This is a genomic window from Actinoallomurus oryzae, assembly GCF_039541955.1.
Lineage (GTDB): Bacteria > Actinomycetota > Actinomycetes > Streptosporangiales > Streptosporangiaceae > Actinoallomurus > Actinoallomurus oryzae.
This window is the reverse complement of record NZ_BAABHF010000015.1, coordinates 70,437-93,159: the sequence shown is the minus strand read 5'-3', so window position 1 is coordinate 93,159 and position 22,723 is coordinate 70,437. Positions and strand designations below refer to the sequence as shown.

The window sequence follows — 22,723 nt, the reverse complement described above, 5'->3', positions numbered from 1 at the left end:
CGCGCCGGCGCCCGCCCGTCCCCCTCGACGTCAGTTCAGCAGCAGGGCGGTGTCCCAGCCGGTCCTCGCGGGTTCGTCGTTCGCGTAGGCGTGCAGCGCCAGCGCGATTCCGGCCGCGCCCTCCAGGAAGCCCGCCCGGTCCGGTGCGACCATCGCGCCGGCTCCCGCGGCGTACCGGAAGCCGAACGGGGCTTCGGGATCGAAACAGCCGACGACCCGGCGGGCGAGCCCGTCGGCCGCCTCGCGCAGGTCGGCGGCGCCCTCGTCGGCCGCCATCAGGCGCGTCATGTGCAGCATGCCCGCCCAGCCGTGGCACAGGCCGGCGTCGATCATCTCCCACTCGTCCCAGGGACGGGCGAGCGCGCGGCGCAGCACCGACACGGCCGTCTCCCGCCAGGACGGCCGGTTCAGCGCGAGGCCGGCGAGCTGGAGCGCGCGGGCGATGCCCGGCGCGCCGTAACACCAGCCGGGCCGGTCGGGCCGCGCCGATCCGTCCGGGCCGCGGAGCTGCCGGTGGAGGGTGACGACCGGCGGCCACGAGCCCTCGTGAAGCCACTCCAGCAGCCACGCGACGATCCGCTCGATCGCCGCCTCCTGCCCCGGCAGGCGCAGGCCGTCCCGGTGGGCGATGGCCAGCAGGGACAGCGGGCCCGCGATTCCGTGCGCCAGGCCGAAGTTGAAGTGGCCGTCGCGGTCGGGTGTGTTCTTCAGCGGAGCGTGGGCCACCCACCACCCGGGCACGCGTACGCCGTCGATCTCGACCGGCTCGGTGAGGGCGATGAGGGAGCGCACCGCCGGCTCGGCGTGTCCGGTGCCGAGCAGCAGCCGGCCCAGGCCGGTGAGACCCTGCACGACGTCGTACGCGGCGAAGGCGGTCCCGGGCCGTCCGGCGGCGATGCGGTCCAGCTCCTCGCGGGCCCGTTCGCTCGCGGCCGCGCGGACCGCCGGCTCGGCGCGGGCGAGCAGGCTCGCGTAGTCGCCGGGCCGTGTCACCGCCGCCCGTGTGGCGAACACGACGGCGGGCAGTCCCGCGAACAGGCCGCCCCGGCCGGGCAGCGCGGCCCCCGCTCCCCGGGCCAGGTACGCGTGCGCGCTCGGCCGGTCGCCCAGTTCGGCGTGGAGCAGCGCGATCCCCGGGCATCCCTCGTTCAGCGCGGCCGGATGCCAGGTGGCGGGCGTACTGCCGTCCGGGAATTGGTCGACCGCCGCCCCGGTGATCCGCGTGACCGCGACCGGGTCGGCCAGCCGCCGCGCCACCTCCGCGACGACGGCCGCCGCCTCCGTCCGCACGGCGCCGGTGGCCGTCGCTCCGCCCGGCGTCACTTCGCGTGCCTGTCGCGGTCCGCCAGGGCCTGGAGCGCGCCACGCGCGATCGCGTACGAGGCGCCCTCCGCCTCCGGGGCCGCCCCGACGAGCCGGTTGTGGTGCATGTGCAGCAGCGCCGGAAGCGGTGGCCGGCGGTTCAGCGAACGGATCACCTTGCCGTACGCCGCCACGGCGGTCCGGCGGCGCTCCCAGATCGCGGTCAGGCGCGGGTCGAGGTCCAGCCCGTCGATGACCTCGATCGCGGTGCGGCGTATCGCCTGGAAGGCGGCGTGGTGCTCGCCCTTCGGATAGGCGTGCAGGAACCAGTCGCGCCAGTCGGGGGCGCCGAAGGCGCGCACCAGGTCCACGTAGTTCGCCGCCGCGAGCAGCTCGGGCCGCAGGGGCAGGCGCAGGCCGAGCTGCTCGATCACCGCCTCGCTGTCCGCCTGGAAGACCCGCTCGGCCGCCTCCAGGGCCTCGGGCCCGCCATAGCGTTCGACCTCCGGTTCGTACGTGTCGAGCACCAGCGTCCGGGCGAGCCCGGCCTGGCACAGCCCGTCCGCCCAGTCGTGCACCAGCGGCAGGACCTCGGCGTTCAGGCGGTCCGGGCTGCCGTGGAACCGGAGCCGAAGGTGCGGCTCGGGGTCGAAGTAGCGGATGAAGAACCACCGGTCCACCGATGACGGCAACGCCGCCCGCAGCGCCGGCAGCCGCCGGCCGATCAGCTCGGCGTGCCGGTCGGCGGAGGCGTACAGCTTGGCGAACAGCCACTCCCCGCCCGGCCGGTGCGCCGACGGACGGCTCCGCACCGTCGCCGGCGTACGGACGGGGGGCTCCGAGGAGCCCGTGCTCAGCGTGACGACGAGCTCGGTGGCACGCCCGTTCGACCAGCCGGTGCCGAAGCCCTCCCCGCCGGGCGACTCGACCAGCAGCGTGCTCGGGCGGCGGCCGAGCTCGTGGCGCAGGATCCGGCGGTGCAGCGGCGCCTCCAGGTCGAGCCCGATGCGGTTGTCGCCGTTCGTCATGAACACCTCGGACGGCACGCGCCAGCGCTCGCGCCAGGCGTCGAGGCGGCGCAGCCATTCGCTCTCGGTCAGGCCGGCGTCGATGAGGCCGACGTCGGGCCGCCAGGTCGCGGAGGCCAGGATCGTACGGCCGTGGCGGACCCGGGGCAGGAACGGCAGCATCGCGTCGAGCTCACCCCAGGTCCACGCGTTGCACGCCCGGTGGCGGGCCTCGGTGACGTCGTAGAGGAAGCGGGCGATCTCCGGGCCGACCCGGCTCACCACCAGCATGTGCAGGGTCGTCGGGGCGATCTCGGTGTCGCGGCTCAGCGAGTGCACGAACAGCCGTCCGTTCGCCGCGCCGACGACCAGGTCGTCCAGGTCGATCACCGAGCGGTCGCCCGGGTCCGCGAACGTCCCGACCGGCAGGCCGTGGTCGGTCAGCTGCGGCACGCGGGCCACGTTGGAGACCCGCGTCCAGTTCGCCTGGAAGGTGAGCTGCGGCCGGACGGTGCGGTCCTCGTGCAGGATCCGGGCGGTCTGGTCACGGAGACCGTCGAGCAGGTAGGCGAAGCGGCCGCTCAGCGCGCCCGCCCGGCGCGACAGCGGCATCGTCGCCAGAGCGAGGCGAAAGTCGCCGTTCTCCAGCGCGGTCACCGACTCGGCCAGGAGGTGGGCGCCGATCTCCAGCGTCGGCGGCAGGCGTCCGTCGTCCGCGCCGGAGAGGCGGTCGATCATCGCCGCGTCGAGCTCGACCTCGTGCGCTCCGTCGAGCAGCGCGCGCTGGGCGAGCTCGCCGAAGACGCGCTCGCGGTACCGGTTCGGCTCCGGCCGGCCGACGTCGCGGGTCGACGTACGGTAGCCGGCCGGGGTGCCGAGTCCCTTCTCCGGATCCAGGAGCTCCTTGACCGGAACCAGCCGGCCGGTTCCGTACCGGTCCACGAAGTCGTCGTGATAGGCGCGCATGTGGGGTGCAGCGCGGTCGGGCGGGGTGACGCGGGTCAGCACCGCGGCGACGGACTCCAGCTCCTCGGCCACCGCCCAGGGAAGCGTCACGTCGGCGTCGAGTCTCACGTCCACGTGGGGCGCGTGCTGCTTCTCGCCCAGCCGCCGGGTGGTGCGGATGACCTCGTTCCACGCCGTCAGTCCCGCGGCCATCGGCGTGGCCGCGTAGGCGTCCAGCGCGGCGGCCGCCTCGTCCAGCCCGGTCCCCTCCCCCGGAGGGAGCCGGTCCAGGACGTGCCGGACGGGGTCGGCGTCGTCGGGGGGCATCAGCTCGGTCAGCAGCAGGTACCGCTCGATGAGCTGCAGCAGCACCCGCTCCACGGCCTCCGGCGAGCCCTGCGGGAAGGCGTCGCGCAGGTGCTCGGTCAGCTCGGTGAACGGCACCGGGCGGCGGGCCCGCTCGATCACCGCCGAGACCACGGGGGTGCGGCGCACGGACACCTCGAGCGCGGGCCCGTCGTCGCCCACGGGCAGGTGCGGCAGGACGAGCCGGTCACCGCGGATGAAGCTGAGGTTGTTGCGGACCACGCGCAGCCGCCGGACGACCTCGGGCCGGCGTTCCCAGTCGCGCACCAGCGCGTGCAGCCAGCCGACGTCCGGGCGGGCGCTCTTGCGGTGCTCGTCGCCGAACTCCACCTTGGCGGCGTGGTCGAAGCGCGCCTCGGACACCCCCGCCATGACGCCGAAGGGCGTGGCCCGGGTCGCCATGCGAAGGGCGTAACGGGAGACCGAGATCACGGCGCGCCGCAGTTTCTTGGGGTCGACCGGGCGCCCGGCCTCCAGCGCGTCGAGCGTGTGCGTCAGCGACGGGCTCGACACCGCGATCGCCTCCCGCACCAGCGGGTCGGCGATCATCGAGCGGAGGTAACCGACCGGGTCGTCGCCGTCACTCCGGGTCCGCGCCGCCGAGCCGGCCGGCAGCACGCTCATGCGCACCAGCACGCGTTCGGCGGCCCTGAGTCTCGGCATATCTGTCATGCAGCATCTCTCCGTGCACGCTGATTGAACTCGAAAATCTGACCAGATCAGTTAAGCGAGTAGTCGCGATACCCGACCCAGAACGTACCAGCGAATTAACCCGGAATGGCAACCATTCGCGACGTCAGCGATCGGTAAGCGCGGCATGGCAGACTTTCGGCGCGCCGCAGGCCCTGCGGCGTTCTTCAATGAACAGGAAGGAAAAATATGCCGCCGGTCGCATCTCCCGATGTGGATGAGAGCATCTTCGACCTGGACATCGAATTGCTGATGGAATCGGATTCCGTCACTCCGATTCAGTCCTGCAGCGGTAGCGACAGCACCTGCGGGACGCAGGTGTCCTGGAGCGGTACCTGCGGCGCGACGCAGGACTGCGGGACCTGCAGCCCGACGTACGGCGCCATGGCTCCCGGTATGTGCATTTGATCGATGCCGCACGGCGAGCCGCCGCCCGCCGAATCGCAGGCGACGTGGCGGCTCGCCTTGCTTCCGGCGGGACACCCGATGGCACGGCGGCGGGGCCAGGGCGTCGGCCGGACCACGTCGGCCGCGCGCATCTCTACGCGGCGCTGCACCGGCTCGAACCCGAGGCGGGGTGGGACAGGATCGGCCACCGGTTCCTGGAAGGCGGGCTCACGACGGCCGGACCGGCCGGGCTGTTCAACGGCGGCCTCGCCGGCCTCGGCGTCGCGGCCGCGCTGTTGAAGGGACCGACCGGCCGCTACGGGAACCTCTTGGCGAAGGTGGACGGAGCGATCGATCGCGTGGAGAACCACGTGGAGAACCACGACCTCATGGAGGGGACCACGGGCGTCGGCGTCTACCTGCTGATGCGGCCACTGCCGGAGCGACGGCGGGCCGTGGTCGGCGCGCTGGCGAAGGCCGCCGCCGGCGACCCGCCGTTCCACGTGCCGCCGCACCGGGTCCCCCCGGCCTGGGCCCTGCCCCAGGGCTACGCCGACTGCGGCCTGGCCCACGGCGCCGCGGGCCCGCTGGCGCTCCTCGCCCTGCTCAGCGAGGAGCACACCGAGGTCCCCGCCGGTACGCTCGCGCGGATCGCGGACTGGCTGCTGGACGTGGCGCACACCGACGAGTGGGGCATCGCCTGGCCCGCCGGAGTCGCGGGGCGGGACCGGCTGCCCTCGCCGCGCCGGGCGTCGTGGTGCTACGGCGTCCCCGGGATCGCCCGTGCCCTCTGGCTGGCCGGACGGGCCCTGAACGAACCGGGCTACCAGAGCGTCGCCCGCGAGGCCATGACCGCGTTGCTCGACCATCCGGAGGCATGGGGCATCGGCGCTTCGCCGGACCTCTGCCACGGGCTCGGCGGGCTGCTGCTGGTCACGGGGGCCTTCGCGGCCGACGACGAGCGGTTCGGGACGGCCGTGGGCGATCTGCTCGACCGGGTCCTCGGCGCCTTCGACCCGGACCTGCCGCTCGGCTTCGCCACCGGTGGCGAGGGCCTGCTGACCGGCGCGGCGGGTGTCGCGCTGGCCCTGCTGACGGTGACCGGGGACGCGCCGGGTCCAGCCGCTCGCCCGTTCCTGGTGGCCTGATGGGACGGCATCGCGCAGGCGCGGCGGCCGAAGCGGCCCGCGACGAACTCTTCGGCTCCGGCATCCGGCTGTCCCTCGGCCAGCTCCGTCACGAGGGCGCCGGTTCGCGGGTCGGCTTCTTCACGATGGCCCGCGAGCTTCCGCGGCTGATGGCCGTCACGGTCCGGCTGGGGCGGGCGGCGGCCCCCGGGGCGCTCGCCGCGATCGTGATCGCCGAACTCATCGGGGGCGTCGCGACCGTGGTGACGCTGATGTCGACGTACCGCGTCCTCGTGCCGTTGATGGCCGGCGGGCCGTCCCGGGACCGGCTGCTCGCCGCCGGGCCCGCGCTGGCCGCGATCGCCCTGGCCGCCGGGACGGCCAGCGTGATGCGGGCGGCCAGCAAGGCCGCGGCGAGCCGGCTCGGCCCGCGGGCCGAGCGCCTGGCGTACACGCGGCTGCTGGAGAGGGCCGCGAAGGTGGAACTCGCCGCCCTGGAGGACGCCGGCTTCCACAACCTGCTGGGAGCGGCCCGCCAGGGCACCCGGGCGACCCGCGTCGTGATCACGAACGCGGTCGCGCTCCTCACGGGCCTGACGAACCTGGTGGCCTCCGCCGGGGTTCTCACGGTGCTGCACCCGCTCCTCCTACCGTTGCTCCTGGCGACGATCGCGCCGAAGGGCTGGAGCGCCGTACGGGCCGCGCGGGCGCGCTTCGCCTCGGCCAAGCGCTACATGGACCTGACGCGTCAGCTCGAAGTCCTCGGCGACCTGCTCAGCAGCCCGAACACCGGCCCGGAGATCCGGGCGCACGGCGCCGCGCCGTACCTGCTCGCGCACTACGACCGGCTGTCGTCGGTGGCCGAGGAGGAGCAGGAACGGCTGGGCCGCGCCGAGGCGCGCGGCGTGCTGGCCGGCGACGCGTTGTCGGGCCTGGCGAGCGTGGCGACCTACGCCGCCCTCGGCGCGCTGCTCCTCGTGGGCACCGTCCCGCTCGCGGTGGCCGGGGCGGCGGTGATGGCCATCAGGACCGGCCGGACCAGCCTGATCGGCCTGATCATGTCGACCAACCAGATCTACGAGCAGGGACTGTTCGTCCTCGAGTGGGAGCGGGCCTGTGCCGAGGCGGAGCAGCGCGCCCTGCACACCGGCGACCTGGCGCTGCCGCCCCACCCGGTCGAGATCCGCACCAGGGATCTCCGCTTCACCTATCCGCACAAGACGCGGCCCGCGCTGGACGGGGTCGACGTCGTGATCCGGCCGGGCGAGATCGTGGCGCTCGTCGGGGAGAACGGCTCGGGCAAGAGCACCCTGGCCAAGCTGCTGTGCGGTCTCTATCTGCCCGGCGGCGGGCAGGTGACCTGGGGCGGGGTGCCCATCGAGTTGCTGGACCGGCGAGGCGTCTTCGAGCGGGTCGCCCTGGCCGCCCAGGACTTCCCCCGCTGGCCGTTCACCGCGCGGGTCAACCTGGCCATCGGCCGCACCGACCACGCCGGCGACCGCGAACGCCTGTGGTGGGCCGGGCTGGCCAGCGGCGCCGACACGGTGGCCGCGTCGCTGCCCGACGGCTGGGACACCCTGCTGGCCCGGGAGTTCATGGGCGGCACGGAGCTGTCCGGTGGCCAGTGGCAGCGCATCGGCCTCGGCCGCGCGTGGTTCCGCGACGCGCCCGTTCTCGTCTTCGACGAGCCGACCTCCGCCCTCGATCCCCGGGCGGAGACGGAGATCTTCGACAAGGTCGGGACCCTGGCCGCGGACGGCCGGACGGTCATCCTCATCACTCACCGGCTGGCCTCCGTACGCCGCGTGGACCGGATCTACGTGCTGCGGCGGGGAAAGGTCATCGAGCACGGCACGCACGAAGGCCTGATGGCCGCCGACGGCGCCTACGCCGAGATGTACCGGCTGCAGGCCGAACAGTACGTCGACTCTCCGGTCCCCACGGCCGACGACAAGAACAAAAAGGAGTTCTCGCAGTGACGGCACTCTCCACACTCATCGGAGACGTCGACGAATTCTTTTCCCGGCATCTCGGAAAGGCGGCGCTCCACCGACCCGGTGCCGCGTCGAATCTGAAGAACCTCATCTCGGTCGAGGACATCGACCGGGTTCTCACCGGAAGCGCGCTCCGAACGCCCGGCGTACGGATCGCCAAGGACGGGACGGTCATCCCGGCTGACCGTTATGTGGCGAAATCGACGCTCGGTTACGCGGACCTCGGCGATGTCGTCGACCCGGTCAAGGCCGTGCGGTTCTTTCGTGGCGGCGCGACCATCGTGCTGGGCACGGTCAACCTGCTGCTGCCGCACCTGCACGCGCTCTGCAAGGACATCGAGACGGACCTCGGGCACCCGGTGGACGCGAACGTCTACGTCGCGCCGCCGCACGCGCGGGCCTTCGAGGTCCACTGCGACGCCCAGGACATCATCATCGTCCAGATCCACGGAAGTAAGCGGTGGGAGCTGTTCGACGCGATCGTGCCGAACCCCGGCGGCGGGAAGGTCGTCTCCGACCTGGACGCCTCGTCGTCAACGTACGAGCTCCGGGAGGGCGACGTGCTCTACGTGCCCCGGGGCATGCCCCACCTGGTGCGCACGGCCGACGCGTCCTCGATCCACCTCACCCTCAGCATCAACACCCTGACCTGGGCCGATCTCCTGCGCGGCCTGGTGCTGGAGATCCTGCGCTCCGACGACTTCGCCGGCGCGCTGCCGCTGGGCCACGACGTCGCCGGACAGGCCGCGCCGATGATGAGGAAGTACGCGGACCTGCTCTCGGCGGCGCTGGCCGACCGCGCCGACGCGGACGCCGTCGACCGGATCGTCTACGGCAGGACCGCGTTCGGCGACGGGCTCAAGACCGGCCTTTTCCGGCAGGCGCTGCTCGACACGCCGATCGACCTCGCGGACCGGATCGCGCTGCGCCCCGGCACCTGGCCCGTGACCACGGACGACGGGCGGGTGACGGTGGGAGACACCGGATTCCGCCTCCCCCGGGAAGCCGTCGAGACGTGCCGCCGCCTGCGGAAGGGGCCGATGAAGGTCGCCGAGATCTCCCCCGCGCCGGACGAGGCACTCAAGATCGCGAGCGCACTCGTCACCCTGGGCCTCTGTACGACGGGATCATGATCCTCGGCGGCCGCTCAGCCGGTGGCCGCGAGTCGCGCGGTGGAGCCGATCTCCGCGGAGAAGTGGTCGACCAGGCGGCCGAGGGCCTCATCGGTGCCGGTCTCGACGGCCGTCGATCCGTCCTCGAGCGCCGTGATGTGGCGGTCGAGGACGAACCATCCCTGAACGATGTGCCGGGCGCCCATCGACGACAGCACGGGCCGCAACGCGTAGTCGATGGCCAGGACATGTGCCGTGCTCCCGCCCGTGGCCAGCGGCAGGATCGTCTTGCCCGTCAGCGCGTACTGCGGGAGCAGGTCGAGCAGCGACTTCAGCAGCCCCGAGTACGCCGCCTTGTAGACGGGAGTGCCGATGACGACGCCGTCGGCCCGGTCGAACGACTCGGTGGCCGCGACGATGGCGGGGTGCCCGGAGTCCGCGCCGAGCAGCGCCTCGCTCGGCAGCGTACGGACCTCCAGCGACGTCACCTCGTGGCCCTGGGCCGCGAGCCGTACCGCCACGTGGTCGAGGAGCCGCGCGGTACGGGAGGTGGCGGACGGGCTTCCGGAGACGGTCAGGATGCTGGCCATGGTGACCTCACCTCACGGTGGAGAGGGTGAACGGGACGCGTACTCAGCTGAGGGTCTCGACGACCACGACGGGGCCGCGGTCCGGTCCGGAACGCAGGCGTTCGAGCCACTGCACGACGTGGGCGGCGACGCTGCGGTGGTCGATGTCGTTGAGGACGTCGTGCCGTCCTCTCCGGACGATCCCCAGCTCGGCCGCTGGCAGCCGGGCGGCGATCGAGCGTGCGGTCGCCGGTGGGGTGACCGGGTCGGCGTCGCCGTGCAGGAGGAGCACGGGCAGGCCGATCCGGTCCAGCGGGAGTTCCGCGGACAGCAGCGCCGCCGGGGGCGGTGCGGCCAGCGAGCCGCGGACGAACCGGATGTCGTCGGTGAGCCGCCGCCGGTGCGCGGGGCAGGCGGTGCGCGCCTCGAGCTCGTCCGCCCACGACGACTGGGGCGTCGTCCCGAAGGCGGCGAGGCCGGCGACGATGACACCGTCCGGCGGACGGTCCTGCGCGGCGGCCAGGGCGAGGGCCTGGAGGGCACCGGTGTCCGACCCGGCCAGCACGATCGGCCCGGTCGCGGTCGCGCCGATCTCGTCCACCAGCCGGGCGAGGGTTTCCAGGTCGTCGCCGGGCGTGCTGTCGGCGGCGTGGACGGCGTAGGCGTCGGCCGAGAGCCGGCGGCCCAGCCGCTCGTAGACGCCCCCGTGCTCGCCGCGCCCGGGAAACAACACGACGGTGCCGCGCGGGTGGAGATCGCCGGCGGGGGGCCAGGAGTGGATGGTCGGCAGGGTGGCGGGTTCGGTCATGTCGGTGCCTCAGCTGTTCCGGGTGACACGGGCGAGCGCGCCGCGGCCGGCCGCGGCGATGATGACGTCGTCACTGCGGCCGGCGCGCAACCCCAGGTGGTGCGCGTTGCCGGGGCCATCGGATCAGACCAGCGCCGCGGCGTTCGCGCGCAGCAGCGGGACCAGGCGCCGTCCCCAGTCGACGACGTCCTCGAGCGGGTCGAACCCGCGGATCAGGATGGTGTCGACGCCCACCCGCCGGTAACCGTCGAGTGCCTCCGCGACCTGCTCCGCCGTGCCGACCAGCGCGGTGGAGTTGCCGCCCGGCCCGGTGAGCGCGGTGATGCCGTACCAGAGCCGCTCGTCGTGGCGTTCGTTCTCGGCCGCCTGCTGCTGCAGTCGCGCGGAGCCCACCGAGGTGGACATGCGGTACGGGTGCGAGGCGCCGGCCCGCTCGGCGGTGAGCGCGCGGATGCGTTCGGCCCGTTCCCAGGCCGCGTCCTCGGTGTCGGCGATGATCGGCCGGATCGACAGGCTGAACCGCAGGGTGCGGCCGTGCGCGGCGGCGGCCTCGCGCAGCGCGGCGATCCGCTCGGCGATCCGCCGCCTCGGCTCGCCCCACAGCATGTAGACGTCCGCGTGCCGGGCGCCGACCTCGATCGCCGCGGGCGAGGCGCCGCCGAAGTACAGCGGGATGCCCTCGGGCGTGGCGGGCTTGACCGTGCTGAAGGCGCCCTCCACCCGGTAGAACTCGCCGCTGTGGTCGAACGGCCGGTCCGCCTCCCACACCCGCCGCAGCAGCGACATGAACTCGGCCGTCCGCGCGTACCGCCGGTCGTGGTCGGCGAAGTCGCCGTCGCGTTTCTGGTCCGCCTCGTCGCCGCCGCTGATGTGGTGGATGGCGACCCGGCCGCCGCCGGTGAGGTGGTCCAGGGTGGCGAGCTTGCGGGCGACCAGGGTCGGGGCGACGAAGCCGGGCCGGTGCGCGATCAGCACCTTGAGCCGGGTCGTGGCGTTCAGCACGTGCGCGGCGACGGCGAACCCGTCCGCGCCGGTCGCGCCGTACCCGATGAGGACCCGGTCGAAGCCGGCGGTCTCGTGCGCCCGGGCGAACCTCGTCAGGTAGTCGGCGTCGATGGTGCCGTAGTGGTCGCCGTGGGTCTCGGACGCGTCGCGCGTCCCGACCATGCCGAGGAGTTCGAAGGTCATGTTCGCTCTCTTTCTAGGCGAGGATGCCGGTCAGGGCCTGGGCGCGGACCAGGCGGATGAGGTTTCCGTAGTCGGTGGCGGCCACGCCTCGGTCTCGGTCGCGGCCGGGATGGGCCGCAGGCTGACGCTGAACCGGGGGTCGCGGCCGTACGGGGCGGCGGCGGCGCGTACCTCGGCGATCCGTTCGGCGATCCGTTCGGCGATGCCGGCCAGCGGCTCGCCCCAGAACGCGTACACGTCGGCGTGCTCGCCCCCGACCCGTATCGCGTCCGCGGAGGCGCCGCCGAAGTAGACCGGGACCCGGCCGTCCGGGCGTACCGGCGTGAAGGCCGCCGCGTACCTGGTAGAACTCCCCGTCGTAGTCGAACGGCGCGGTGGACTCCCACTCCAGGCGCAGCACGTCGAGGAACTCATCCGTACGCCGGTAGCGCGTCGATTTGTCGGTGATGTCGCCGTCCCTGGCCTGGTCCGCGTCGTCGCCGCCGGTGATGACGTGCAGCGCGACCCGGCCGGGGTGGAAGGCGTCCAGGGTGGCGAACGTGCGCGCCGCGAGCGTCGGTGCCACGAAGCCGGGCCGGTGCGCGAGCAGGACGCCGAGCCGGTCGGTGCCGGTGAGCACCTGGTCGGCGACGATGGACCCGTCCGGGCCGCCCGAGGAGTGGGCGACCAGCACCCGGTCGAACCCCGCGTCCTCGTGCGCCCTGGCGAGTGCCCGCAGGTAGTCCGCGTTCACCGGCGGACCGCCGGACGCCTTCTCGATCTCGGTCTCGGTGTGCGCCCGGGTCGCGGCGATGCCGATGAACTCGATGCTCACGTCAGCGCTCCTCTCGTCTGCCCGACCAGGTCGGACCAGGTTTCGGCGTGGTGGCAGGCCACCGTCCGGCCGTCCGCCCGTTCCTCGCGCGGCGGTTCGACGGCGCAGTCGGCGGTGGCGAACGGGCACAGCGGGGCGTAGCGGCACCCGCCGCCGTGCGGCCACGACTCCCGGTCGCGGGCCGGGCGCAGGCTCGCGGCGGACCGGCCGAGCGGACGGGCGCCGATGCTCGGGGCGGAGGCGACCAGCAGCGCGGTGTACGGGTGGGCGGGGTCGCCGAACACCTCGCCGACCGGGCCCTGCTCCACCAGCCGGCCGCCGAACAGCACCGCGACCCGGTCCACCAACCCGGCCAGCGAGGTCAGGTCGTGGGAGATCATCACGATCGCGACGCCGAGCTCACGGCGCAGCCGGTCCAGCAACAGCAGGACCTGGTTGCGGCTGGAGGCGTCCAGGGCGCTGGCCGGTTCGTCGCACAGCAGCACCTTCGGGCGCACCGCGATGGCCCGGGCCAGGGCGACCCGCTGCCGTTGCCCGCCGGAGACCTGGCCGGGCCGCCGCGTGCCGAGCGCCGGGTCGAGGCCGACGCGGATCAACGCCTCGTCCACGCGTTCGGCCTGTTCGGAGCGGGTGAGGCCGCCCGCGACGGTCAGCCCCTCGGCGACGATCGCCGCCACGGTCAGGTCCGGGTCGAGGGAGCGCAGCGAGTCCTGGAAGACCAGCTGCATCCCGCCGGTCCGGCGGAACGCGCGCAACCGCCGGCCGCGCAGCGCCGTCACCTCCGTACCGTCGAAGGTGACCCGTCCCTCGTCCGCCGGGACGAGGCCGACCACGGCGCGGACCAGCGTCGTCTTGCCCGAGCCGGTCTCCCCCACCACCCCGACGACCTCGCCGGGCCGGACGCTCAGGCTCACGCCGGACAGCACCCGGCCGGACCGCCGGCCGTACGACACCCCGAGCCCGTCCACCTCCAGCAGACTCATGACGCCTCCTCGAAGCGTACGCAGCGGGCCGCGCGGTTCTCAGCCGGCGAGCGCAGCGTCACCGGGCCGGCCGTGCACCGGTCCTCGGCGTACGGGCAGCGGTCGGCGAAGCGGCAGCCGGGCAGTGCGGCGCCGGTCGGCGGCGGCTGCCCCGGCAGCACCTCCACCGAGCCGGGCTCGGCGATCCGCAGCAGCGCCTCGGTGTACGGGTGGGCCGGCGAGCGCAGCACCTGCTCGGTCGGGCCGGACTCCACCAGCTCCCCGGCGTAGAACACCAGCACCCGGTCGCAGGTCTCGGCGACCACGGCGAGGTCGTGGGTGACCAGCAGCAGCGACAGGCCGCGCTCGGCCCGCAGCTGGGCGAGCAGTTCCAGCACCTCGGCCTGGATCACCACGTCCAGCGCGGTGGTGGCCTCGTCGGCGATCAGCAGGTCCGGCTCGCCGCCGATCGCGATGGCGATCAGGACCCGCTGGAGCATGCCGCCGGACAGCTCGTCGGGGTACCGGTGATAGACCGTGCCCGGGTCGCGCAGGCCCACCGCGTCGAGCAGCTCGACCGCCCGGGTCCGGGCCCGTTCCCTGGGCAGCCCGGCCGCCACCTGGAGCGACTCGGCGAGCTGGCGGCCCACCGTGATCGAGGGGTTGAGGTAGGACGCGGGGTCCTGGAAGACCGCGCCGAGGGTACGGCCGCGCACGCCGTCCCACTCCCGGCGCGTCAGCCCGGTCAGCTCCACGCCGGCCAGGTCGATCGTCCCGGCGCCGACCGCGCAGCCCTTCGGCAGGACGCCCAGGATCGACCGGCAGGTCAGCGTCTTGCCGCTCCCGGACTCGCCGACCAGGCCCACGGCCTCGCCGCGCCGGACGGTGAAGGAGACGTCGCGTACGGCCTCGGCGGTGCCGTCGCCGACCGTGACGTGCAGGCCGTCGACGCGCAACAGGGTTCCGGCCGGAACGGCGGCGGGCCGGAGGTCGGTCCGGGTCTCAGCGGACGGCGAAGGCATCGGGCACCTCCTGAGGGGAGCCGGACTCGGCCGGCGAGGCGTCCACGGGCAGGTCGGCGCTGTCGCCGATCGCGTCGGCGATGGCGTTCAGCGCGCCCACCGTGATCATGATCGTGAGGGCGGGGATGAGCGGCGCCCACGGCTGCTGGGAGAGAAAGCCCAGGTCGTCGGCCAGCATGCCGCCCCAGGTGGGCGCGGGCGGCTGGACTCCGATGCCGAGGAAGCTCAGCGACTGCACGGCGAGCAGGCACTCGGCCCCGGCCTGCGCGGCGGTGACCGCGATGGTCGGCAGGATCTTGCTCCACAGGTGGGTGCGCAGGATCCACAGCCGGCCGGCGCCGAACAACTCGGCCGCCTCGACGTACTGGGCCCGCAGCAGGGTGAGCGAGGCGGCCCGGCCGACCCGGAAGAAGATCGGGGAGTACAGCAGCCCGATCGCGAGCATGGCCTGGGTGAGCCCGTTGCCGAGCACACCGACCACGGCGACCACGAACACGACGTACGGCAGGGTCTGCAGGGCGTCGACGAAACGTAGCGACGTCCACTCGTACCCCCGGCCCAGCCACAGGGAGCCGATGCCCAGGGCGACACCGACGGCCAGCGCCGTACCGACGGCCTCCATCGTCGCGACGATGGAGGAGGAGGTTCCCGCGATGAGCCGGCTCAGCACGTCGCGGCCGAGGCCGTCGGTGCCGAGCAGGTGATGGAGGCCGGGTCCGGACAGCGTGCGGGCCGGGTCCTGGGCCAGCGGGTCGAGCGGCGCGAGCCAGTGGCCGGACACCGCGGCCACCGCCACGACGGTCAGGACGACGGCCGACAACCGGGCCGACGGCAACCGCAGCGCGCGACGGAGAGTATGCACGGCTACCTCCTCGCCTGCGGGGTGAACCGGGCGAGCAGGGCGCCGAGGACCAGGTTGCACACCAGTACGGTGGCCACGGTCACCAGCAGGGTCCCCTGGATCACCGGGACGTCGTGCCGCTCGGACGACTGGAGCGTCAGCAGCGCGACGCCCGGCAGGTTGAAGATCCGCTCGGTGGGCACCGAGCCGCTGAGCAGCGCGGGTACGCCGACCGCCAGGATGCCCAGCGTGGGTCCGAGGGCGTTGCGCAGCGCGTGCCGCAGCAGCACCCGCCGCCGCGACAGGCCGCGCACGGTCGCCCCGACGATGTAGTTCTCCCGCAGCGTGGCCACCAGGGAGGTCCGCAGCTGCCGCGCGATGTGGGCGGCCAGGGTCAGGCTCAGCGCGAAGGACGGCATGAGCATGCAGCGGAACCACTGAACCGGGTCCGTGGTGAGGCTCACGTACCCGCCGGCCGGCAGGATCCGCAGGGTCGCGGAGAACATCACGATCAAGACGATGCCGACGACGAACCCCGGGATCGTGCTGAGGACGGAGCAGACGGCGGTGACCGAGCGGTCCAGCCGCCCGCCGCCGTTCAGCGCCGCGGCGATCCCGGCCGTACCGCCGATCAGCACGGCGAACAGGGCGGCCAGCCCGGTGATGGCCAGGTCCACCGGCAGCGCCTGGCGGATGCTGGCGGAGACCGGGATGGAGGTGAAGTAGGAGGTACCGAGGTCGCCGGTGAAGGCATGGCCCAGCCAGCTCGCGTACTGCGTCAGCAGCGGCCGGTCCAGCCCGAACTGGTGGTTCATCCGGGCGATGTCGGCCGGGGTGGCGGTCTCGCCGAGCACGGCCGCGGCCGGGTTGGTCTTGGACAGCGCGCCGAGCGCGTACGTGCCGAACGAGGTGATGAGGAAGACCGTGGCCGTGGTGACCACCACCCGCAGCACCCTGCGCGCCCACGCGGACACCCGCCGGGAGACGGCGGCCGGGCCGGCGGGGGCCGGCCGCGCCGGCGCGACGACGGCGCTCATCGGGCACTCCGATCCGGGGCGTTCACGCGACCGTGACCCCCTCGAACCGCTGCACGACGGTGTCCTTGGGCAGCGCCGACACCGACTTGGTGTGGGCCAGGATCCGCGGCGTGGTGAAGAGGAACACGTTGGGCATCGTGCGTACGGCGGCGGCGGTCGCGGCCTGCACGACCTGCGGGTACTTCGGGTCCTCCAGCGGGGTCCGGGTGACCGTCCGCACCGCCGCGGCCAGCTCCGGCGACGTCCTGCGGCCCGGGTTCATCAGGCCCTCGGTGCCGAACAGCACCTGGAACGCCTGCGCGGTCGAGTCGCGGCCGGCGAACGCGTCCACGAACAGCGCCTTCGAGTGCTGGATGTAGATGATCTGGGTGGCCTCGGCCTCGGGAATCGTCTCGATGGTCGGCTTGAACCCGACCGCCTGGAGCTGCGCCTGGAGCTGCTGGGCGAGGGTGCCGGAGGACGAGGCGGTGATGGTGACCGGCGCCCCCGTGCCGTACCTGGAGGCGGCCAGCAGCTCCCGGGCCTTGGCGGGGTCGTGGGCGTAGACGCCCTCCAGCTGCGGGTCGTAGCCGACGTAGCCCTTCGGGAAGGGCTGGTAGGAGACCTCGCCGATGCCGAACTGCTGTGTCTTCAGCAGCGCGGCCCGGTCCACCGCGAACTTCAGCGCGAGCACCGCGTTGGGGTCGTCGAACGGCGGCTTGGTGACGTTCACGTCCAGCACCGCGACCACCAGTGAGGGGATCACCTGCACCTCGAGCCCGGCGGCCTTGGCGGCGGCGACCTGGCTGCCCGGGATCTGGGCGACGTTGTAGCGGCCGGACTGCAGACCGGCGATCACCGTGGCGGCGTCCGGCAGCGGGAAGAGCTGGAAGTTCGCCGCCTTGACGTTCGCGGCGTCCCAGTAGGCGGGGTTGCGTTCGAGGGTCGCCTGCGAGTTCTCCACGTACGAGGTCAGCGTGTACGGGCCGGCGCCGGCCGGCTTGGTGGCCAGGCCCGCGGGGTCGCGCTCGAACGCGGCGGGGTTGACCACCATTCCGGTCTTTCCGGCGAACAGGCTGGGGATCTGGTAGTTCGGCGCCCTGAGGTCGAGGACGACGGTCGTGGCGTCCGGCGCGCTGACGCTCTTGATGTCGACGAGTTGCGCGGCGATGAGCGACTTGGGCGCGTCGCGCCCGCGCTCGATGCTCTTCTTCACCGCAGTCGCGTCCAGCGGCGTACCGTCGCTGAACTTCAGGCCGGACCGGAGCCTGAACGTGACGCGGCTGCCCTCGTCGCTGTACTTCCACGACTCGGCGACGGCCGGGACCGGGTTGCCCTGCCCGTCGTGCTTGGTGAGGCCGGCGTACACGAGCGAGAGAGCGTGCACGTCCCAGCCGGCCGAAGACGTCACCGGGTCCCACGACGTGGGCAGGTCCCAGCCCCACTTGAGCGTGTCGGGCGTCGTTCCGCCGGATCCGGCCATGCCGCCGGAACCGCAGGCGGCGGCGAGCAGCAGGGACGAACCGGTGGCGAGGCCGAGCCCCAGGAAGGAACGTCTGCTGGGTTCGGAGAGAGCGGTGCTCATGGCAGGTTCGAGTCCACCTTTCGTGAACGGTCGTGATCACCCGAGAGGTGGCAGGCTCGAGGGCGTCGGGCGTGGCGATTCACCGGAGCGGCGCATGGCGCGTCTCCGTGAGTTCGGTGAGATCGGAAGACGGTGACCGGCTCGGCGCTGGGACGGTCACGCGGAAGAAGGTCGCGGCGGCGGTCCTGGGAAGACGGTCGTACGGCGACGGTCGCGCGGGCGGGGCTCAGGCGACGGTGGCGGCCCCGATGCCGGCGCCTACCGACACAGGGCGCTGCACGTCCGCCGGTAGTCGACGAAGCGGCAGACCACACCCGGATGCGTCGAAGTCATGTCCCTATCGTCGTCGCGAGCGCGATTCCTGTCAATAGACACCTAAATATGTCTTATTACCTTCGCAAGGGGGCGGTCCGCCGGCGGCGCGCCGGTCAGCCGCGGAGCACGGGGTGGGTGGCCGCCTCGGACGGGTGCAGCCAGACCGGGCCGCCCGCCCCGTCGACCCGTACGGCCCCGGGCGGAGGGCCGGCCGAACCGGCGAGCAGGGCCAGGTCCGGCTCCGTGACACTGCGGTGGCGTTCGAGAAGCTCCGCGGCGGTGAGGCGCGGCGCCGCGAGGCGCACACCGGGCGCCACGCGCTCGGCCGCCTCCACGTACTCGCCGAGCTCCCGCCAGCCGGGGACGACCGCGCGGCCGGCGGGGCCGGTGAACACCAGGGTCGGCAGCGCGAACCGGTGTCGCTCGCCGACCTCCTTGGCCCGCCCCGGATGGGGTCCCGGCCCCGTCACGGCGAGGACCTCGGGGAACGGCTCCCGCGTCTCCGCCCAGTCCCGGCGGACCGCGGCGCGCACCTCGCCGGAGACGAGATCGCGAGAGAGCCGGGCGTGGTTCAGCCCCGGAACGCCGGTGACGGCGTCGAGCACGGTCTCGGCGCGGTCCGCGGGCGCGCCCAGCAGGAAGGTGGTCTCCCGCAGCCGGCGCAGGACCGGGACGGCCACCTCGGCGCCCTGCGCCTCGGCGGCCTTGGCCGCGAGCGAGGACGGCCAGCTGCTCCGTGCGACCCACCGCAACCGCGGCGCGTACGGGGCCGCCGTGTGCCGGGCGATGTCCGCGATGTACCGGTGATACCAGGCGGCCTCCGCGTCGGGGTCCGGCGGCGGGTCGTCGTCCTCGTCGAACAGGATGCCGAAGACCCGGCGCCACCCGACCCGATCGCCGTCCAGACCGGCCAGCGCGGTGCGGAGCCATCGGAACTTCGGCTCCGAACCCCAGGCCCACGGGCACGCCGGGTCGGTGAACTCCACGACGGTCAGCGGACCGCCGGCCGTCATGGCCGTTCGACCGGCGCCCACAGACTGGGCAGGTTCACCACCACGCCCTCCTGGCTGGTGCGCGAGATCACCACGACCGCCTCCGTGTCGCCGGGGTTCTCCTCGCGATGCGGGGCGTACGGCGGAACGAAGATGAAGTCGCCGGGCTCGGTCTCCAGCCGTACCTCGTCCTCACCGTCCGCGAAGACGAACACCGGATTGCCCGACACGACGTAGATCGAGGTCTCCGTCTCACCGTGGTGGTGGTCGCCGGAGTTCGTGGCTGGCGCCACCAGGGTCTTTCCGGTCCAGAGCTTCGACGAGCCCACCGTCTTGCCGGAGATCGCCTCCAGCCGGGTCATGCCGGAGGTCTGACTCGTCTCGCCGGTCAGCTCCGCGCCGCGAACGTGCCGCAGCTCGCCGTGCCAGTCGTCTGCCATCAGGGGCCTCCCATTCTGTTCCGCCGTCACACGCTGAGAGCCGCGTCGCGCAGCAACGACGCGGCGGGCTCGGGTGGGTCGTCCGCCAGCAGGTCGGCCAGGGTCACGCTGTCCAGGATGTCCTCGAACCGTTTCTGCAGTCCGGCCCACAGCTCCGACAGCCGGGCGGCCGGGCCCGGATAGCGCTGGTCGCCGAGGCTCTCCCCGTGCACGGTCATCAGCTGGCCGTCGACCGCGGCGACGACGGCCGCCAGCGAGATCGAGGCCGCGTCCCGGCTCAGCCAGTAGCCGCCCTCGCAGCCCCGCTGGCTGCGCACCAGCTCGGCCCGCCGAAGGTCGCGGAAGACCGCCTTGAGGAACCGGTGCGGGATCTCCTGGGACAGGGCGATGCCCTCACAGGTGAGCGGCCGGCCGGTGTCGGCGGCGAGTTCCAGGAGCGCCCGGATCGCGTAGTCCGCCCGTGCCGAGATTCGCATGGCGACCTCCCCCTTTGAGCGCTCCCCTGAGATGACCTGCCGCCGGGCCCGGCGATGCAGGCTCACGCCATCAAAATAGCCCCTTTCAGGTATCTATTGCATGAGCCACCCACCGGGATGGCGGTGGTCGCGCGGCCGGACGGCGCAGCGCGGCTCAGATCCGGCCGGACTCCAGCACGCGCTGGAGGAACTCGCGGGTCCGCGGCTCCCGCGGCTCGGTGAAGATCTGTTCGGCCGGGCCCGTTTCGAGCAGCACCCCGTTGTCGAGGAAACAGACCGTGTCGGCGATGTCGCGGGCGAAGCCCATCTCATGGGTGGCCAGCACCATCGTCATGCCCGACTCCTTGAGCTCGCGGATGATGCCCAGCACCTCGGTCACCAGCTCGGGGTCGAGCGCGGAGGTGACCTCGTCCAGCAGCATCAGGCTCGGGCGGGTGGCCAGGGCCCGGACGATGGCGACGCGCTGCTGCTGGCCGCCGGAGAGCCGGTCCGGGTACTCCTTCGCCTTGTCGGCCAGGCCGAACCGCTCCAGCAGCTCCCGCGCCTGTGCCACCGCCGCGGCCCGAGGCGTCTTGTGCACGCGTACGGGCGCCAGAGTGATGTTGTCCAGCACCGACATGTGCGGGAACAGGTTGTAGGACTGGAAGACCATGCCGATGCGTTTGCGCGCCCGGTCGGCGTCCGCACGCACGTCGGTGATCTCGGTGCCGTCCAGGTAGATGGCGCCGTCGTCGACGGTCTCGAGCAGGTTGACGCAGCGCAGCAGGGTGGACTTGCCCGACCCGGAGGCGCCGATGAGGCAGACCACCTCATGGGCCGCGACGTCCAGGTCGACGCCGCGCAGCACGGGCTGGGAGTGATAGGTCTTCCAGACGTTCTCGATGCGCAGCAGGGCGGCGTCCGGAGACCGCGGAGTCGCGCCGTCGATGCCGTCACTCCGCGCGGTCATGTGCCGCCTCCCGGTGCGCGTCGCCGCTCGGCTCGGGCGGCCAGGTGATCGGTGAACCGGGCCAGCGGCACGGTCAACGCGATGAACAGCAACGCCGCGGCCAGAAAAGGGGTGTAGTTGAACGTGTCGGCCGAGTGGATCTGGGCCTGCCGGAGCGCCTCCAGCGGGCCGAGCACGGCCACCAGGGCGGTGTCCTTCTGCAGCGAGGAGAAGTCGTTGAGGAGCGGCGGCACGACCCGTCGCACCGCCTGGGGAAGGACCACGAAGCGCAGGCTCTGCACGTGACTCAGCCCGAGTGAGCGCGCCGCCGCCCGCTGGCTGGGATGGATCGAGTCGATGCCGGCCCGGAACACCTCCGCCACGTACGCGCCGTAGGACAGGACGAGCGCCGCACCGCCCAGCACGGCCGGATCGCTGGGAACGCCTCGCAGGTTGAGCGCGGGAACACCGAAGCCGATGAGGTAGACGAGCAGGATCGTCGGGACGCCGCGGAAGACGTCGGTGTAGCCGACGGCCAGGGCTCGGATCGGGAAGAAGACCGGGCCGGTCAGGCTACGGGCGAGCGCGACCAGCAGGCCGAGGCCCAGGATGAGCGGCTCGGCGATCAGGAAGATCTCGACGTTGAGCCAGAATCCGCGGAGCACGTCGGGGAACGCGTCGCCGAGCTGGCCGACGGAGAAGAAGGTCTGCCGGACCCGGGGCCAGCCCGGCGAGGAGACGAGCAGCCCGATCACGAGGGCCAGGAAGACGACCGTCGAGACGGCCGCCACGGAGGCGGACCGGCGGCCGGTCCGCCTCCGTTGCCGCTCGCGTTCGAGCTGGCGTGCGCTCTTCACCCAGGCGGGTGGGTTCGCATCGGACGTGGTCACGTCAGATCCGCGTCACTTGAGTACCGCGGCGCCCGCGGACGAGGTCAGCCACTGGTCCTGGATCCGCGCGAGCTCGCCGGAGGACTTCAGCTGCCCGATGGCCACGTTGAGGCAGCCGGCCAACGGGTTGCCCCGTTGCAGCAGCAGGCCGAACTGCTCCGTGCCGTCGGCGCTGCGCGGGAGCTGGCCGACGATCTTGGAGTTCTTCACCTGGGCGGCGGTGACGTAGAAGGCGGTCGGCAGGTCCAGCACCACCACGTCGACCTGCTTGTTCTTCAGGGCGTTGATGGTGTCGATCTGGTTGTTGAAGACCTGCGGCTGGGTGGCGGGCTGGATCTGCTTCCGGACCGCCTGCAGCGCGGTCGTACCGACCTGTACCGCGATGCGCGCGTTCTTGAGCTCGTTCACGCTGGTGACGCCCGCGTACTTGCCACCGTCGGCGGCGACCACGGCCTGTGCGACGTCGTAGTAGCCGTCGCTGAAGGTCACGGCCTTCCGGCGCTCGGGGGTGATCGAGATCTGGTTGATGTCGAAGTCGAACTTCTTCGGGCCCGGCGCGTAGGAGGAGTCGAACGACTCGGTCGTCCAGGTCACCTCGTTCTTGGCGAAGCCGAGCCTGTTCGCCACGGCATAGGCGACCGCGCTCTCGAAGCCCTGACCGTTGCTCGGATCGTCGTTCTTGAACCACGGTTCGAACGCCGGCTTGTCGGTGGCGACCGTCAGCCGCCCGGGCTTGGTCAGCTTGAGCTTGTCCTTGGCGCAGGCCGCGGTGCCCGTCGCCGACGTGCTCGCCTTGGCGTCACCCGTGCTGTCGGCCGGGGCGCAGGCAGCGGTGACGAAGGTGAGCGCGGCGAGCCCCACGACGGCCGACGTCAGCGAAGATCGGGGCAAGGACGCCTCCCGGAATGTCCCGAATAATGCAGATCGATTTAGCGTGGATCCTACGG

The 22,723-nt window shown here is 72.9% G+C and carries 21 protein-coding genes and 1 pseudogene; 3 read left to right on the top strand and 19 right to left on the bottom strand.

Annotated elements, in window-relative coordinates:
* Nucleotides 1-30: 30 nt before the first annotated feature.
* From ABEA10_RS09505 to ABEA10_RS09495, 3 genes are all read right to left on the bottom strand, one after another.
* A complete protein-coding gene (locus tag ABEA10_RS09505) occupies nucleotides 31-1,323 on the bottom strand; it encodes a lanthionine synthetase C family protein (RefSeq protein ID WP_345460316.1) in 1,293 nt (430 codons plus the stop codon).
* A complete protein-coding gene (locus tag ABEA10_RS09500; protein ID WP_345460313.1) occupies nucleotides 1,320-4,283 on the bottom strand; it encodes a lantibiotic dehydratase in 2,964 nt (987 codons plus the stop codon). Before ABEA10_RS09500 ends, ABEA10_RS09505 begins: the two co-directional genes overlap by 4 nt.
* Nucleotides 4,284-4,588: 305 nt before the next feature.
* On the bottom strand, nucleotides 4,589-4,714 hold the full coding sequence (locus ABEA10_RS09495; protein ID WP_329236862.1) for a hypothetical protein: 126 nt from the start codon (nucleotides 4,712-4,714) through the stop codon (nucleotides 4,589-4,591).
* 48 nt (nucleotides 4,715-4,762) lie between these two features.
* Between ABEA10_RS09495 and ABEA10_RS09490 the strand changes: the two genes are divergently transcribed.
* From ABEA10_RS09490 to ABEA10_RS09480, 3 genes are read left to right on the top strand one after another with little or no spacing between them, the layout of a single operon-like run.
* Nucleotides 4,763-5,845, top strand: coding sequence for a lanthionine synthetase LanC family protein (locus tag ABEA10_RS09490; RefSeq protein ID WP_345460306.1), 1,083 nt, complete (start codon nucleotides 4,763-4,765; stop codon nucleotides 5,843-5,845).
* Entirely contained in the window at nucleotides 5,845-7,803 is a 1,959-nt protein-coding gene (locus ABEA10_RS09485; protein ID WP_345460303.1) for an ABC transporter ATP-binding protein, read from the top strand. The genes ABEA10_RS09490 and ABEA10_RS09485 overlap by 1 nt, the downstream gene beginning before the upstream one ends.
* Entirely contained in the window at nucleotides 7,800-8,951 is a 1,152-nt protein-coding gene (locus ABEA10_RS09480; protein WP_345460300.1) for a JmjC domain-containing protein, read from the top strand. The genes ABEA10_RS09485 and ABEA10_RS09480 overlap by 4 nt, the downstream gene beginning before the upstream one ends.
* 14 nt (nucleotides 8,952-8,965) lie before the next feature.
* Here the strand turns inward: ABEA10_RS09480 and ssuE are convergent, their stop codons facing one another.
* From ssuE to ABEA10_RS09405, 16 genes and pseudogenes are all read right to left on the bottom strand, one after another.
* A complete protein-coding gene (ssuE, locus tag ABEA10_RS09475; protein WP_345460295.1) occupies nucleotides 8,966-9,520 on the bottom strand; it encodes an NADPH-dependent FMN reductase in 555 nt (184 codons plus the stop codon).
* 43 nt (nucleotides 9,521-9,563) lie between these two features.
* Complete coding sequence (locus ABEA10_RS09470; protein ID WP_345460292.1) at nucleotides 9,564-10,307, bottom strand: alpha/beta hydrolase; 744 nt, start codon at nucleotides 10,305-10,307, stop codon at nucleotides 9,564-9,566.
* Nucleotides 10,308-10,430: 123 nt separating this feature from the next.
* Nucleotides 10,431-11,495: an LLM class flavin-dependent oxidoreductase gene (locus ABEA10_RS09465; protein WP_345460289.1), complete on the bottom strand. Its 1,065-nt coding sequence runs from the start codon at nucleotides 11,493-11,495 to the stop codon at nucleotides 10,431-10,433.
* Nucleotides 11,496-11,525: 30 nt separating this feature from the next.
* Nucleotides 11,526-11,909, bottom strand: a complete 384-nt coding sequence (locus ABEA10_RS51045) for an LLM class flavin-dependent oxidoreductase (protein ID WP_425550887.1) — start codon at nucleotides 11,907-11,909, stop codon at nucleotides 11,526-11,528.
* Nucleotides 11,809-12,228, bottom strand: a pseudogene (locus tag ABEA10_RS51040) (LLM class flavin-dependent oxidoreductase); the annotation flags it as partial. The gene ABEA10_RS51045 and the pseudogene ABEA10_RS51040, both read right to left, overlap by 101 nt.
* Nucleotides 12,229-12,305: 77 nt before the next feature.
* On the bottom strand, nucleotides 12,306-13,292 hold the full coding sequence (locus ABEA10_RS09455; protein WP_345460283.1) for an ABC transporter ATP-binding protein: 987 nt from the start codon (nucleotides 13,290-13,292) through the stop codon (nucleotides 12,306-12,308).
* A complete protein-coding gene (locus ABEA10_RS09450; protein WP_345460280.1) occupies nucleotides 13,289-14,293 on the bottom strand; it encodes an ABC transporter ATP-binding protein in 1,005 nt (334 codons plus the stop codon). The genes ABEA10_RS09455 and ABEA10_RS09450 overlap by 4 nt, the downstream gene beginning before the upstream one ends.
* Nucleotides 14,274-15,155: an ABC transporter permease gene (locus tag ABEA10_RS09445; protein WP_345460277.1), complete on the bottom strand. Its 882-nt coding sequence runs from the start codon at nucleotides 15,153-15,155 to the stop codon at nucleotides 14,274-14,276. Before ABEA10_RS09445 ends, ABEA10_RS09450 begins: the two co-directional genes overlap by 20 nt.
* Before the next feature lie 2 nt (nucleotides 15,156-15,157).
* Nucleotides 15,158-16,171 (bottom strand): ABC transporter permease, encoded by a 1,014-nt coding sequence (locus tag ABEA10_RS09440; RefSeq protein ID WP_345460274.1) that lies wholly within the window; start codon nucleotides 16,169-16,171, stop codon nucleotides 15,158-15,160.
* A 22-nt stretch (nucleotides 16,172-16,193) separates the two neighbouring features.
* Nucleotides 16,194-17,735, bottom strand: a complete 1,542-nt coding sequence (locus ABEA10_RS09435) for an ABC transporter substrate-binding protein (protein WP_345460271.1) — start codon at nucleotides 17,733-17,735, stop codon at nucleotides 16,194-16,196.
* A 428-nt stretch (nucleotides 17,736-18,163) separates the two neighbouring features.
* A complete protein-coding gene (locus ABEA10_RS09430) occupies nucleotides 18,164-19,063 on the bottom strand; it encodes a DsbA family oxidoreductase (RefSeq protein WP_345460266.1) in 900 nt (299 codons plus the stop codon).
* Nucleotides 19,060-19,482, bottom strand: coding sequence for a cupin domain-containing protein (locus tag ABEA10_RS09425; RefSeq protein WP_345460263.1), 423 nt, complete (start codon nucleotides 19,480-19,482; stop codon nucleotides 19,060-19,062). Before ABEA10_RS09425 ends, ABEA10_RS09430 begins: the two co-directional genes overlap by 4 nt.
* A gap of 26 nt (nucleotides 19,483-19,508) precedes the next feature.
* Nucleotides 19,509-19,958 (bottom strand): RrF2 family transcriptional regulator, encoded by a 450-nt coding sequence (locus tag ABEA10_RS09420; protein ID WP_345460260.1) that lies wholly within the window; start codon nucleotides 19,956-19,958, stop codon nucleotides 19,509-19,511.
* 154 nt (nucleotides 19,959-20,112) lie between these two features.
* Complete coding sequence (locus ABEA10_RS09415) at nucleotides 20,113-20,907, bottom strand: amino acid ABC transporter ATP-binding protein (protein WP_345460257.1); 795 nt, start codon at nucleotides 20,905-20,907, stop codon at nucleotides 20,113-20,115.
* A complete protein-coding gene (locus ABEA10_RS09410; protein ID WP_345460254.1) occupies nucleotides 20,904-21,776 on the bottom strand; it encodes an amino acid ABC transporter permease in 873 nt (290 codons plus the stop codon). Before ABEA10_RS09410 ends, ABEA10_RS09415 begins: the two co-directional genes overlap by 4 nt.
* A gap of 12 nt (nucleotides 21,777-21,788) precedes the next feature.
* A complete protein-coding gene (locus ABEA10_RS09405; RefSeq protein ID WP_345460251.1) occupies nucleotides 21,789-22,667 on the bottom strand; it encodes an ABC transporter substrate-binding protein in 879 nt (292 codons plus the stop codon).
* Nucleotides 22,668-22,723: the final 56 nt, after the last annotated feature.